Annotated in this window: 11 protein-coding genes, 1 tRNA gene and 1 pseudogene; 5 read left to right on the top strand and 8 right to left on the bottom strand. The window is 69.0% G+C overall.

Translation table 11 applies throughout. The features are described from left to right. Positions 1-145: 145 nt before the first annotated feature. Positions 146-652 (bottom strand): 2-amino-4-hydroxy-6-hydroxymethyldihydropteridine diphosphokinase, encoded by a 507-nt coding sequence (gene folK, locus Q0654_RS21625; RefSeq protein WP_298857308.1) that lies wholly within the window; start codon positions 650-652, stop codon positions 146-148. Positions 653-670: 18 nt separating this feature from the next. Beyond that, positions 671-1942, bottom strand: a pseudogene (gene pcnB / locus Q0654_RS21620) (polynucleotide adenylyltransferase PcnB); the annotation flags it as partial. Between the two features lie 181 nt (positions 1943-2123). Between pcnB and Q0654_RS21615 the strand changes: the two are divergent. Next, positions 2124-2199 (top strand) — tRNA-Glu (locus tag Q0654_RS21615). Between the two features lie 84 nt (positions 2200-2283). Continuing rightward, complete coding sequence (fdxA, locus tag Q0654_RS21610) at positions 2284-2607, top strand: ferredoxin FdxA (RefSeq protein ID WP_298857306.1); 324 nt, start codon at positions 2284-2286, stop codon at positions 2605-2607. Between the two features lie 99 nt (positions 2608-2706). Here the strand turns inward: fdxA and Q0654_RS21605 are convergent, their stop codons facing one another. Both Q0654_RS21605 and dapA read right to left on the bottom strand, forming a co-directional pair. Next, complete coding sequence (locus tag Q0654_RS21605) at positions 2707-3174, bottom strand: hypothetical protein (protein WP_298857304.1); 468 nt, start codon at positions 3172-3174, stop codon at positions 2707-2709. Then, a complete protein-coding gene (gene dapA, locus Q0654_RS21600) occupies positions 3171-4118 on the bottom strand; it encodes a 4-hydroxy-tetrahydrodipicolinate synthase (RefSeq protein WP_298857302.1) in 948 nt (315 codons plus the stop codon). The genes Q0654_RS21605 and dapA overlap by 4 nt, the downstream gene beginning before the upstream one ends. Before the next feature lie 191 nt (positions 4119-4309). Between dapA and Q0654_RS21595 the strand changes: the two genes are divergently transcribed. From Q0654_RS21595 to Q0654_RS21585, 3 genes are all read left to right on the top strand, one after another. Continuing rightward, positions 4310-4894 (top strand): glycine cleavage system protein R, encoded by a 585-nt coding sequence (locus Q0654_RS21595; protein WP_298857300.1) that lies wholly within the window; start codon positions 4310-4312, stop codon positions 4892-4894. Positions 4895-4896: 2 nt separating this feature from the next. Then, positions 4897-5364 carry a peroxiredoxin gene (locus tag Q0654_RS21590; protein WP_298857298.1) on the top strand — a complete coding sequence of 156 codons (468 nt, stop codon included), beginning with the start codon at positions 4897-4899 and terminating at the stop codon, positions 5362-5364. Positions 5365-5475: 111 nt separating this feature from the next. Further along, positions 5476-6873, top strand: a complete 1398-nt coding sequence (locus Q0654_RS21585) for a PhoH family protein (protein ID WP_298857297.1) — start codon at positions 5476-5478, stop codon at positions 6871-6873. A gap of 89 nt (positions 6874-6962) precedes the next feature. Here the strand turns inward: Q0654_RS21585 and Q0654_RS21580 are convergent, their stop codons facing one another. From Q0654_RS21580 to Q0654_RS21565, 4 genes are read right to left on the bottom strand one after another with little or no spacing between them, the layout of a single operon-like run. Further along, the gene (locus Q0654_RS21580) at positions 6963-7202 is read right to left on the bottom strand and encodes a hypothetical protein (protein WP_298857295.1); all 240 of its coding nucleotides are present in this window, start codon (positions 7200-7202) and stop codon (positions 6963-6965) included. A gap of 35 nt (positions 7203-7237) precedes the next feature. Continuing rightward, positions 7238-8854, bottom strand: coding sequence for a UDP-N-acetylmuramoyl-L-alanine--D-glutamate ligase (gene murD, locus Q0654_RS21575; RefSeq protein ID WP_298857294.1), 1617 nt, complete (start codon positions 8852-8854; stop codon positions 7238-7240). Next, positions 8835-10196, bottom strand: coding sequence for a UDP-N-acetyl-alpha-D-muramoyl-L-alanyl-L-glutamate epimerase (gene murL / locus Q0654_RS21570; RefSeq protein WP_298857293.1), 1362 nt, complete (start codon positions 10194-10196; stop codon positions 8835-8837). Before murL ends, murD begins: the two co-directional genes overlap by 20 nt. After that, positions 10189-12819 (bottom strand): bifunctional aspartate kinase/diaminopimelate decarboxylase, encoded by a 2631-nt coding sequence (locus Q0654_RS21565; RefSeq protein ID WP_298857292.1) that lies wholly within the window; start codon positions 12817-12819, stop codon positions 10189-10191. The genes murL and Q0654_RS21565 overlap by 8 nt, the downstream gene beginning before the upstream one ends. Positions 12820-12956: the final 137 nt, after the last annotated feature.

Raw genomic sequence — 12956 nt, 5'->3', positions numbered from 1 at the left:
AGGCGCGGATGCTGCTTCGACGCCTGACCACCTAATTTGTCAACACCCTCTCAGCTTCGCCCCGGCGAGAGGCTGGCTTCGCGGGTCGTTCGCGCGAACCCGCGCCCGAAAGCCGATCCTGTTGGCAACCGGCAAGTCGCGAGGTTTACACGGGCTGCTGACGGCGCTGCTCGAGGCGCGCAATGCCCTCCGCCGGAAGCGACGCAGCGATCTCTGCCGCCCTGCCCCAGGGCGCAAGCACCAGATCGGGCGCAATTTCGGCCAGCGGCCACATCACGAAGGCACGCTCGTGCATGCGCGGGTGAGGCAATACGAGGCGCGGGCTGTCCATCAGCGTGTCGCCATGCGCAAGCAGATCGAGGTCGATCACGCGTGGGCCATAGCGGCGGGTGCGCACACGGCCCATCTGCTGCTCGATCGTGAGCAGGGCATCCAGCAGAGGCAGGGGCGCCAGCGCCGTTTCGAGCAGCGCGACCGCATTGACGAAGTCGGGCTGGTCGGCATCTCCCCAGGGCGCCGTGCGGTAGAAGCCCGAGACCTGGAGCACTCGCGTCGCCGGCAGGCAGGCCAGCGCTTCGATCGCCACGCCAAGCTGGCGCGCTGGTTCGTCGAGGTTGCTGCCCAAGGCAACGAAGGCGCGCTCCGCAGTCATCGCCGGGCTGCGAGGGTCTCAGCCCCGACGGCCGCCACGACGGCGGCGCCGCGCCGGCTTGCCCGCAGGCACCTGCCGCTCCAGGCGCTCGGCCAGACCCGCGTCATCCAGCTCAAGCGTGCCGAGCCACCAGTCGCGCTCGGGTGCAAGTTCGGGGACAACCGCCGCCCGCAGCTCCAGGAAGTCGTAGGCGGCCTTGAAGCGTGGATGCTGCCGCAGGCGGAACACCCGCTTGCGCTGACGCAGCGGGAAGCGTGACTGCAGGAACCAGATCTCGTGCATGGGCACGCTGAAGCGACGCGGGATCGCGATGCGCTCGGTCTGGCGCAGGGTGACGCGATCGGCCGCGCGCTGCTCGGCGACGGCCAGCTCGTGGCCTTCCTCCAGCAGGCGGGCCAGCTCCTGCGCGTAGGCGGGCCACAGCAGGGCTGCGAACAGAAACGCCGGCGTCACCGGCTTGTCCTCGCGAACGCGCGCATCGGTGTTGCACAGGCCTTCCAGCATCAGCGCGCGGCACTGGCCGCTGCCATCGGCAGCGAGCGCCGCCGCGGTGTCCGGGAACAGCGCCGGCAGCAGACCGGTGCGCTCCAGGCCCAGCAGGCTTTCCGCGCCATGGCCGGACATGAACATCTTCAGCGACTCGTCGAACAGGCGCGCGCTGGACGCATCCACCAGCAGGTGGGCCATGCGCGGAATCGGCGCGGCGGCTTCTGGCGCGATCTCGAAGCCGAGCTTCGCGGCCAGTCGCACGGCACGCAGCATGCGCACGGGATCTTCGGTGTAGCGGGCCTCGGGGTCGCCGATCAGGCGCAGGCGCCGCGCCATGACATCTTCATAGCCGCCAACGAAGTCGCGCACCGAGAAATCCTCGATCGCGTAGTACAGCGCGTTGGCGGTGAAGTCGCGCCGCACGGCGTCGTCTTCGATCGTGCCGTAGACGTTGTCACGCACCAGCACGCCGTTGTCGACCTCGCGATCGCCGGACCCATCATCGGCGGCGGCGCGGAAGGTCGCGACCTCGATGATCTCCGGGCCATAGACGACGTGCGCCAGGCGGAAGCGGCGACCGATGAGGCGGCAGTTGCGGAACAGCCCACGCACCTCTTCAGGCGTGGCGCTGGTGGCGACATCGAAGTCCTTGGGCGCACCGCCGATCAGCAGGTCGCGCACCGCGCCGCCAACGAGGTACGCACCGAAGCCAGCCTCATGGAGGCGATAGAGGACGCGCAGCGCGTTCGGGCTGATCTGCTTGCGCGAGATGCCGTGGTCGGCGCGGGGAATGATGCGGAGTTCGTTGATTTCTGGATGCACGAGCTTTCAATGCGGTGGGCGCGGTACACGCCTTGGGCTGCAGGCCGGGCCGGCGAATGCTCGCGACCGGAACCATGGCTGCTGAAAGATGCCTCGTCACGGCGTTGTCTATCGCAGCAAGCCTGCTATACTAGCGGTTCAACTTGAGGCTGAACACCACGCTCCCTTCGTCTAGCGGCCCAGGACGTCGCCCTCTCAAGGCGAAAACACGAGTTCGAACCTCGTAGGGAGCGCCACCTCAAGCCGAGCGGTTCAAGCCGGCGCCCGAGTTGATTCCGCGACACCCACGCTTTTCCTCCCGCCTTCCCGGCCGAGCACCCATGGCTTTCGTCGTCACCGAGAATTGCATCAAGTGCAAGTTCACTGACTGCGTCGAAGTCTGCCCGGTGGATTGCTTCCATGAGGGCCCGAACTTCCTCGTGATCGACCCGGACGAGTGCATCGACTGCACCCTCTGCGAGCCCGAGTGCCCCGCCAACGCGATTTTCCCGCTCGAGGACGTGCCGGCGGGCCAGGAGCAGTTCGTCGCCCTGAACGCGGAACTCGCGAAGAGCTGGCCGGTGATCACGGTTCGCAAGGAGGCCCCTGCCGACGCTGAGAGCTGGAACGGCACGCCCGACAAGCTGAAGCTGCTGGAACGCTGAGCGGCGCCTCCGACCGCCGTGCCAAGCGGCTTCATCCATGAAAAAGGCGACCTCCGGGGTCGCCTTTTTCGTTCACGCATCGAGCGTTCGCGACCCACCCTACATCAGGCGCTGGCGCAGCAGACCGAGCAGGGCCGTCGCCCCGGCACCGGTCGCCTCGCGACCATCAGCGGCAACTGCCGATACCCGGCTCTGGGCGCCGTCTTCCCCGACCCGCAGCAGGAAGCTCTCGCCGCGGTAGCTCACGTTGTAGGCACCGGCCAGTTCGGCGCGCTCGCCGACGCTGACGCCCTCGATGCGCTCCAAGGCCACGCCGACCCGGCGCCATGTCGATGCCTTGGAATCGGCGACCTGGAAGGCGGAGGAACGTGCGGCCAGCTCGGGCACGCGCATGGCCTGGGTGGTGTTCGGCAGGCTGAGGTCCGGCGGCACCTCAAGCGGACGGTTCTCAGGACTCTCCGCATACGGGCTGGTGCCACGCATCCACTTGCAGCCGCTGACCCCCAGCACGCAGACGAGCAGTCCGAAGGTGGCTGCGACGCGCAGCGAGGCGGTGATTCGGGTCATCGGGTTTCTCCAGGAAAATTCGGGGCGTTCGAGAGTTCGGCCGAAGCCGCGAACTCGGTGGTGGCGAGATCCGGAAGCAGGGCTTCCATGGCCGGGCGATTCTCGGCGGACAGCGCGGTCAGTGGCAGCCTTGGGTGCTCGGAGCCCAGCCCCTTGCCGGCCAGCAGCGCCTTCAGGGGAATCGGATTGGGCTCGACGCCGAGGAAGGCAAACAGCGGGGCGAGCTTCGCCTCGATGGCCGCCGCCGCATCGGCACGGCCTGCGCGGGCGAGATCGCAGAGCCGTCGCATGGCCGCCGGGGCCACATTCGACGCGACCGAAATCACGCCGTCCGCCCCAGACAGCATCGCACGACCGCAGGTGGGATCATCGCCGCTCAGCACTGCGAAGCCCTCGCCACACAGGGGCAGCAGGGCCTCCATGCGCTCGGCCTCGTGCCGCGCCTCCTTGATGCCGACGATGCGCGGATGGCGAGCCAGCCGCGCCACGGTGGCAGGCAGCAGATCGCAGGCCGTGCGCGCGGGCACGTTGTAGAGCACGACCGGCAGGTCGCCGCCCTCGGCCACCGCCATGTAATGGGCGTACAGGCCTTCCTGCGTCGGGCGGACGTAGGGCGGCGCTACCACCAGTGCCGCCTCGGCGCCAGCGCGCGCGGCGCTGCGGGTCAGGGCGACGGTCTTGCGGGTGTTGGACAGCCCCGTGCCGGCGATCACCCGCATGCCGCCCGCGAGCTTGAGCGCGCGCTCGATCAGCTGATGCAGCTCGCCGTCGTCCAGCGCGCTGCCCTCGCCGGTGGAGCCGGCCACCACGATGCCCTGGGTGCCGCCGACGCGTTGCGCCTCGACCAGCCGCGACCACGCGTCGAAGTCGATGGCGCCCTCGCCCGCTGCGGAAGGGGCGCAGAACGGCGTGGCCAGTGCGGTGAGACAGCCGGTGATACGCAAGATGGACCTCGTGGAGCTCAGGTGTTCGCTGCGCCAGCGGCGGCGCGCGCGGGTGCGGGGCCAGACGGCGCTCCGCTTGCAGCCCGCGATGGTACTGGCCGCGCCAAGCCAGCGACAAGCCGCGGGCGGCACAGGTCACCGCGTGTTCATGTGCCCCGATCGATCGCGGCAGGCGTTAAGCTTGCGGCCGCATGCCACTTCCTTCGGACACCGCCTTGAGCGACCCCGCGCCCCGCCCGCAGACCAACGAGAACTACCTGCTGATCAATGCCTTCGCCGTGCACCCGGAGTCGCCGCTGCTGCCAGTCTCGCGGCGCATCGCCGACAGCGGCTGCAACCTGGTGGACGCGCGGCTGTCGACGGTGGGCCGCGACGTCTCCGTGGTGGCGCTGGCGGTGGGCTCCTGGGACGCCGTCGCCAAACTGGAATCCTCGCTGGGCCGACTGGAGCGCGAGGAAGGCCTGCGCCTGGTGTGGTATCGCACCGCGCCCAAGCCATTGCAGAGCAACCTCCTGCCCTACATCGTCGAAGTTGTGGCCGCCGACAAGCCGGGCATCCTGTTCCAGCTGGCCGACTTCTTCGACCGCCAGGGCATCACCATCGAAAGCCTTCACAGCACGCGCTATCGCGCCATGCAGACCGGCGCCGACATGTTCTCGGCCCAGGTCACCATCGGCATTCCATCGAACATGCACATCGCCGCGCTGCGCGACGACTTCCTCGAGTTCTGCGACCATCTGAACCTGGACGCGATCATGGATCCGATGAAGTTCTGAGCATGGCGAAAGCACTGACCCTGCCCGCACTGGAAGTCGCCCTCGGCTCCGGCGAAATGCTCGACCTCGCCAGCCTCAGGGGTCGCTACGTGGTGATCTACGCCTACCCCAAGGACAGCACGCCGGGCTGCACCCGCGAGGGCCAGGACTTCCGCGATCTGCATGCGGGGTTCGCCGCGCTCGGCGCCGTGGTGCTCGGGCTGTCGCGCGACTCGGTGGCCTCGCACGCGCGCTTTGCCGAGAAGCAGGGCTTTCCCTTCGATCTCATCAGCGACCCCGACGAAACCCTGTGCCGCGCGCTCGACGTGATCCAGGAAAAGAGCCTGTACGGCCGCACGTTCATGGGCATCGAGCGCAGCACCTTCCTGTTCGGGCCCGACGGCGCGCTGATCCAGGCCTGGCGCAAGGTCAAGGTGCCCGGCCACGCCCAGGCCGTGCTCGATGCATTGAAGGCCGCCGCGCATGGCTGAAGGCCACCCACGCAGCGATCACTTTCTCGATACCGAGCGGCCCGCCTCGCCCTGCGATGCGGGCCGTTTCGTTTGCCACCGCAGCACTGCCAGAGGAATGACGTCCCGATGATGAGCCAAGGCAAGCGGATCTACGTGCTGGACACCAACGTGCTGATGCACGACCCGACCGCCCTGTTCAAGTTCGCCGAACACGACATCTATCTGCCGATGGTGGTGCTGGAGGAGCTCGACCACGGCAAGAAAGGCACCACCGAAGTCGCCCGCAACGCCCGCCAGGTCAGCCGCTTCATCAACGAACTGATCGAGGCCAGCGGCAGCAGCAACATCCAGTCCGGCCTCAAGCTCGAGCGCCCCGCCTCGCTGAACCTGCGCGCGCAGCCGGCGATCGGCCGCCTGCTGTTCCAGATCGAGGCCACCGGCACGCAGAAGCGCGAAGGCGCGCCCCTGCCCGACAACCAGATCCTCGCCTCGATCCTCAAGCTGCGCGAGCAGCAGGCGGGCACCGAAGTCGTGCTGGTGTCGAAGGACATCAACCTGCGGATCAAGGCCAGCATTTTCGGCATCCCCGCCGAGGACTACGAGAACGACCGCGCGCTCGACGACTTCAGCCTGCTCTACTCCGGCGTGCGCGAACTCGACGACGGCTTCTGGGATCGCCACGAAAGCGATCTGCGCAGCTGGATCGAGCGCGGCCACACCTACTACGAGATCCGCGCCGCCGAAGCCGAGGACTGGCGGCCCAACGAATTCCTCTGTTTCAACGGCGACGAGGATGCCGAGCTGCGGGTGATCGGCCCGCGCGAGGACCGCGTGGTGCTGCAGTTGGTCGAGAACTACCGCGCCAGCTCGCGCCAGGTCTGGGGCGTGTCGGCGCGCAACCGCGAGCAGAACTTCGCGCTCAACGTGCTGATGGATCCGGAGATCGACTTCGTCACCCTGCTGGGCACGGCAGGCACCGGCAAGACCCTGCTGGCCTTGGCAGCGGGGCTGGCGCAGACGCTGGACCAGCAGCGGTACCGCGAGATCATCATGACCCGCGCCACGGTCAGCGTCGGCGAGGACATCGGCTTCCTGCCCGGCACCGAAGAGGAAAAGATGACGCCGTGGATGGGCGCGCTCACCGACAACCTCGAAGTGCTGACCAGTCCGCAGGACGGCGGCGCCTGGGGCCGCGCGGCGACCAATGAGCTGCTGGCCTCACGCATCAAGATCCGCTCGATGAACTTCATGCGCGGCCGCACCTTCCTGAGTCGCTACGTGATCATCGACGAGGCGCAGAACCTCACGCCCAAGCAGATGAAGACCCTGCTGACGCGCGCCGGTCCGGGCACCAAGATGGTCTGCCTCGGCAACGTCGAGCAGATCGACACGCCCTACCTCACCGAGACCACCTCGGGCCTGACTTACGCCGTCGACCGCTTCCAGCACTGGCCGCACAGCGCCCACATCACCCTGCGTCGCGGCGAGCGCTCGCGGCTGGCGGATTTCGCGTCGGAGGCGCTGTAGCGCAAAGCGCCTGCGGACAAGCGGACGCCTCACTCCGTGTGGGGGGACGCTTGTCCGCGGCTGCGGATAGATTTCTGAAGTCAGGGCACTCAGCCGCCGCTGCCCAGCAACTGCTCAAGGTGACCGCCAACGCCACGTGACCACACCAGATCACACTCGCGGCAGCCGTAGAAGCGGACGCCAGAAATGAGCCGCACTTCGCGTTCGAGCTTCAACAGCGGCAGCCCTTCGGGCGCGAAGCCTGCCCCAATGCCATCGGACACAGCAACGCGCCCACTGACGATGCGAAGAGAACCGCAATCAGGGCAGGTTTGAGGCGGCCATTCCATGTGAAGACCTCGCTTGGCAGACGATCGTCGAGAGCCTACCGGATACCAAGGCCCTCAATCTGCCCGAGGGTCTGGGCGTCAAAACCGGTCAGCGCGGCGAAGCGGCGGCCGCGCTCGGCATAGTCGCGGAACTCGCCGAAACTCGGTGCGCCGGGGCTGAGCAGCAGCACGCCACGGTCATCGCTGGACGCGCGCGCATCAAGCGCGGCTTCGGCCGCGGCCACTGCAGTGGGCAGATCCGCTGCTTCGATCAACTCGAAACCTGAGGACCCGGAAGCGCGCAGCGCCTGCGCGATGCGCGGGCCGTTGGCGCCCATGCAGACGATCACCGCCGGCGCATCGCTGCGCATCGCGGTAACGAACTCCGACCAGTCGAGGCCACGGTCGTGGCCGCCGACCAGGATCGCCGCGCGACGCCCGCGGTAGTGCGCCAGCGCGGCGAGGCTGGCATGCGGCGTGGTGCTGATACTGTCGTTGACGTACAGCCGCCCTGCCCGCTCGCCCAGCGGCTGCAGGCGATGCGGCAGCGCGCGGAAGCTGCGCGCGGCCTCCGCCAGCGGCCGCGCATCGATGCCCAGGGCCTCGATGGCCGCCAGCGCCGCGCACAGGTTGCGGGCGTTGTGCGCGCCGGGCAGCGGCAGCTCGGCCGCCTCGAACACGCGCTCGCTGCCGCGCAGGATGCCGCCGCTCGCGGCATCGAAGTGCCAGCCCTGCGGGGTGCCGAACCAGATCGCATCAGCCCGCGCGCCGAAGCGCTGCACCAGGGTCGGGTTCTCAGCGTTCAGCACCACCTGCTTCGCGCCCACGCCCTCGATCAGCGCGCACTTGTCGTCGTAGTAGCGCGCCTCGCTGCCATGCCAGTCGAGGTGCTCGGGATAGAGGTTCAGCAGCATCGCCACATCGGGCGCAATGGCATCACCGGTCTGGTAGCTCGACAGCTCGATGACGTAGGCATCGACCGCGGGCGTCGCCAACGCAGCTACGTCCACAGAACCTGCCGCCGTCGTCTCAGGCAGCAGCAGCTCCAGCAGCGGCAGGCCGATATTGCCGGCCAGCGCCACGCGCCGACCACTGGCGCGCAGCAGGTGCGCGACCAGCGCGGTGGTGGTGCTCTTGCCCTTGCTGGCGGTGATGCACAGGGTCGGCACCTGCGGATCACACGCCTGATGCTCGCCGAACCACAGCGCAGTGCCGGACGTGAAGCGCACGCCCGCCTGCAGCGCCTCGGCCGCCACGCCGCGATACGGACTGATGCCCGGCGACTTCACGATCCAATCGAAACGCCGCAGCAGATCCAGCGAAGGTTCGCCCACATGCAGGTCGATCCTGTCGCCGAACTCCGCGCGGGCAGCCTCCGCTTCGTCGGCGCTGCAGATCAGCGCGGGACGTGGGGCAGTCGCTGCGCCGACCGCGCGCTGGATCAGCGTCACCCCGACCTGGAATTCGTCATCCCCGCGAAGGCGGGGATCCACAGCAGAACCGCCGGACGGCCGACTCTCGTGGGCGGTGGGCGTAGTTCCGACGGACGGAGAAGGCGAGCGTGCCGCCCCGGCCGCTTCCAGAACGCTCAGCAGTGCCCGCAGCGCCGCCCTGCCCTCGCGCCCATAGCCCCAGACGGCGGTGGCGCGGCCCTCAAGCGCCGAAACGCGCATGCAGGCGATCCATCAGCTCCATCGGCACGCCGTGCGGGCCGGCCGGCTGCAGCTGCCCATCGAGATCGAGCTCGGCGGCATTGAGCTGGGGCAGGATCTCCTCGCGGAAGCGCGCGACCAAGGCGTCCTCACGCCAGGCCGGACTCTGTGCGAGATGCGCAAAGGCGGCGCGCGACTCGACCGCCTCGCCCACGCATTCGAAGGGCTTGTGGTCGCGGTATTCGATCAATGCGTCAAAACCCGCGGCCAGCTGCGGCTCGTCCAGCAGGTTGCGGCCGAAGATCGACACCAGCCGCGGTTTGGGCATGAAGGGCGCGAGTGCCAGGAACACGAAGTGGCACTTCGGGCAAATCCCGCACCAGCGCTCGGCGGGGCGCTCGCCCAGCAGATGGAAGTTGCGGTTGCAGCTGGAGAAGTGGCGGTCGTAGCCCTCGATGCGCGCGAACTGGCGCGCGATGGCGAGCTCCGACCACGACCGCAGCAGCGAGTAGTAGCGCAGGTCGGCGGCGACCTCGTCGCGCAGCAGGGCGGCGAAGTGCTGTTCGAAGTCCCAGCCCTTGCTCCACTGGTGGTTGACCTCGCCGGTGCCGGGGATCTGGCTGCCATAGCTGGCCGAACGCTCGTTCGAGAACACCACCTGGTCGACGCCCTGCAGCAGGGCCGCCAGCGCCAGGATCGCCGAGTTGATCGCGGTGACCGGGATGTGGCCGTTGTACGCGCCCTGCCGATTCAGCTCGAACAGCTCGGGCGCGATCGCGCGCTCGATCTTCAGGCCCGGCAGGCCCGTGCGCTCGGCGCAGGCGGCGATCAGCTGCGAGCTGCCGATCCAGCTCACGGTCTGCTCGACGCCCAGCGCGCGCAGGCTCTCGATCGAGACAAGCGAATCCTTGCCGCCGCCGATCGCCACCAGCGCATGCCGACGCAGACCCAGCGCCGGTGCGGTCGAAGGCGAAGGCCCGGGCACGGGGAAGTTGAGCCGCGCTTCGAGGTCCAGCCCGTTGCGATGGGCGAATTCGCCGAGGCCCAGCCGGTACACCTCGCGCAGAAGGCCGCGCGCTTTCAGCGAGGGCTGGTCGCGCTCGAACACCAGCTGCGGCGGCACGGCGGCCTTGTAGTAGCTGACGCCGGCGATCCAGTGCAGCAGGTCCAGTGCGCGGCCCACGGCGAGCGCGCGCGCGCCGTCGAGTGCGAAGGGCGCACCCGGAATGCGCAGGCGCTCGACCAGCAGCGGGCCCTCGTCGAAGCGGTACTCCAGCTCGACGGCGCCGGACTGCGCATCGAGCCGGCTGGCGACGAAGCGGAAGCTGCGGATCGCGTCGCGATCGAAGGTCCACTCAGTCATCCAGCACATCCTCGCTCGGCAGGGGGCGCAGATTGTAGGTGTTGGCCATCACCGCGCCATAGGCACCCGCTGTGGCGATCAGCGCGACATCGCCTTCGGCGGTGGCATCCGGCAGGCGCCGCCTGCGGCCCAGCACGTCGCTGCTCTCGCAGATCGGGCCGACCACGTCGGCCGGCGCACCGGGCGCGGCGTCGAACTTCGAGAGATTGACGATCTCGTGGTAGGCACCGTACAGGGCCGGACGCATCAGCGCATTCATGCCGGCGGCAAGTCCGACGCGGCGCACGCCGGACTTCTCGACCACCTGGGTCACGCGGGTCAGCAGCACGCCGGCCTCGGCCACCAGAAAGCGGCCCGGCTCGATCCACAGCGCGTACTGCGGATAGGCCTGCTTGAGTTCCGCCAGCGCCGCCGCATAGCCGCCGAGGTCGAAGTCGGGGGCATCGGGCTCGTAGGGCACGCCCAGGCCGCCGCCGACATCGATGCTCTCGATGCTGCCGATGCCGTCGGCGATCGCCGCCAGCTGCGCATAGACCGTGCGCCAGTGGCCGGCGTCGAAGACGCCGCTGCCGATGTGCGCGTGCAGGCCGGTGATGCGCGCACCGGCGGCACGCGCGGCCTCCAGCACCGGCGCCAGCCCGCTGGCCGGGAGGCCAAACTTGGCGCCCTTGCCGCCGGTGCGCACCTTCTCGTGATGGCCGCTGCCAAAGCCCGGATCGATGCGCAGCACCAGTTCGGCGCCGCGGAAGATCTCCGCCCAGTGGCGCAACGGGTAGGCGCTGTCGATCGTCATGCGCACGCCTAGTTCGCGGGCGCGGGCGTACTCGGCACGCGGCGCGAAGCTGGGCGTGAACAGCACGCGCGCGGGTTCCAAACCTGGCACCGCGGCGAACACGTGCTCCAGCTCGCCGATCGACACGCATTCCAGACCGAAGCCCTCGTCGACCAGCAGGCTGAGGATGGCCGGATGCGGATTGGCCTTGATCGCGTAGTAGCGGCGGTCGACGCAGGCGATGGCGGCGAGATCGCGCGCGCGCTGGCGGACGGTCGGCAGGTGGTAGACATAGCGTGGCGCATCGCCCGCACGCGGCAGCAGCTCGGCCACGCGTGCCCGCCACCAGGGTGCGCTGCGCCTGGCCTCGGTGCCGCAGAGTTCCAGCCAGCTTGGGCCGAACACCGCGGTCTCATCGACCGGCATCGCGGTGCTGGCGATCAGCATGCCGTGCAGCTTGGGCAGCATCCCTTCGGCCACGGCCTCGTCGACCACGAAGGTCAGGTTGAGGTCGTTCGAGCTCTGCGAGATCAAGTGCACGCGCTCGCGGCCGAACTCGGCCAGCACGTCGGAGAGCTTGTGCAGCAGCGAGCGCATGCCGCGGCCGACGAGCGTGATCGCCGCGCAGGGCGCGATCACCTTGACCCGGCAGAAGGGCTCGAGATCGGCACACAGCGCGTCGAGCACGTTGGAATTGACCAGGTTCTCGGACGGGTCCAGCGAGACCGTGACGTTGGATTCGGCGGAACCAATCAGATCGACCGAAAGCCCGTGCGCGCGAAAACGCTCGAACACATCGGCGAGAAAGCCGACCTGCTGCCACATGCCGATCGACTCCATCGACACCAGCACGATGCCGCGGCGCGAGGAGATCGCCTTGACGCCGGGCGGCGCATCGGCGGCCACCGCGTCGATCAATGTGCCCGGGAAATCCGGCCGCTCGGTGTCGCGAACCCACAGCGGCACGCGGCGCTCGCGGCAGGGGCCGATGCAGCGCGGATGCAGCACCTTGGCGCCGGTGGTGGCGATCTCCTGCGCTTCTTCGTAGTCCAGCCGCGAGAGCAGGCGCGCCTGCGGTACCTGGCGCGGATTCGCACTGAACATACCGGGCACATCGGTCCAGATTTCGACGCGCGCGGCCTTCAGCAGGGCGCCGAAATAGGCGGCCGAGGTGTCGGAGCCGCCGCGCCCGAGGATCGCCGTGCGGCCCGCCGAATCGCGGGCGATGAAGCCCTGGGTGATCAGCAGCTCGCCCTGCTGGGCGAAGCGTTCGGCGAAGCCGGGCTCGGGCGTGGTGTGGCAGTTGACCGACAGATGTCGAGACCACGCGCTCTGGTGCGGCAACTCGATCGCGCGCAGATGCTCGCGCGCATCGACCCACGCAATCGGATGGCCCTGACTGCGCAGGTAGGCCGCGCCAAGCGCGCTCGACATCAGCTCGCCCTGGCTCAGCAGCTCGGCCTGCCAGGGGATCTCGGCCGCGGCCGCGCGCGGATCGGCGGCCAGCGCGCGCAGCTCGGCGAAGCGCACGCCGAGCACGGCTTCGGCATCGACACCCAGCTCGGCGGCGAAATCGATGTGGCGCTGAACGATGGTCTCGGCAGCCTCGGCCTGCTTCGCTGCATCGCCAGCGGCATCGATGATCGCCTGCAGGGCATTGGTGATGCCCGAGACCGCCGACACCACCACCAGCACCGGCCCGCCTTCGGCGCGGCGGGCAGCGGCGAGGTTGCCGATGTTGTCCCAGCGGCTGCGTTTCGACACGCTGGTCCCACCGAATTTCAGCACCGACCAGGACGCGGTCGGAGCAGGGGTCGGGCGGGTGGCGGGGTCGGTAACGGAGGCGGACAAGGTCGGGTTCCTCGTGGTGGCTGTGATGGGTGTGGGCCGCGCGGCGGAGGCTGGGGCCCACTCCGCGCGGCGGCGCAGCATGACAAGCGAACGTGCCGCTCGCCAGCGTGGACGGGGAGATATGGCGCGACCGCATG

Source organism: uncultured Aquimonas sp. (assembly GCF_937888285.1).
Classification (GTDB): domain Bacteria; phylum Pseudomonadota; class Gammaproteobacteria; order Xanthomonadales; family Xanthomonadaceae; genus Aquimonas.
The sequence above is the reverse complement of the archived record's forward strand: the minus strand, read 5'-3'. Positions and strand labels throughout refer to the sequence as shown.

Excerpts from the sequence above, each read along its gene's own strand:
- folK (WP_298857308.1), bottom strand. The coding sequence starts at position 652 with ATGACTGCGGAGCGCGCCTTCGTTGCCTTGGGCAGCAACCTCGACGAA.
- fdxA (WP_298857306.1), top strand. The coding sequence starts at position 2,284 with ATGGCTTTCGTCGTCACCGAGAATTGCATCAAGTGCAAGTTCACTGAC.
- Q0654_RS21605 (WP_298857304.1), bottom strand. The coding sequence starts at position 3,174 with ATGACCCGAATCACCGCCTCGCTGCGCGTCGCAGCCACCTTCGGACTG.
- Q0654_RS21595 (WP_298857300.1), top strand. The coding sequence starts at position 4,310 with ATGCCACTTCCTTCGGACACCGCCTTGAGCGACCCCGCGCCCCGCCCG.
- Q0654_RS21590 (WP_298857298.1), top strand. The coding sequence starts at position 4,897 with ATGGCGAAAGCACTGACCCTGCCCGCACTGGAAGTCGCCCTCGGCTCC.
- Q0654_RS21585 (WP_298857297.1), top strand. The coding sequence starts at position 5,476 with ATGAGCCAAGGCAAGCGGATCTACGTGCTGGACACCAACGTGCTGATG.
- Q0654_RS21580 (WP_298857295.1), bottom strand. The coding sequence starts at position 7,202 with ATGGAATGGCCGCCTCAAACCTGCCCTGATTGCGGTTCTCTTCGCATC.
- murD (WP_298857294.1), bottom strand. The coding sequence starts at position 8,854 with ATGCGCGTTTCGGCGCTTGAGGGCCGCGCCACCGCCGTCTGGGGCTAT.
- murL (WP_298857293.1), bottom strand. The coding sequence starts at position 10,196 with ATGACTGAGTGGACCTTCGATCGCGACGCGATCCGCAGCTTCCGCTTC.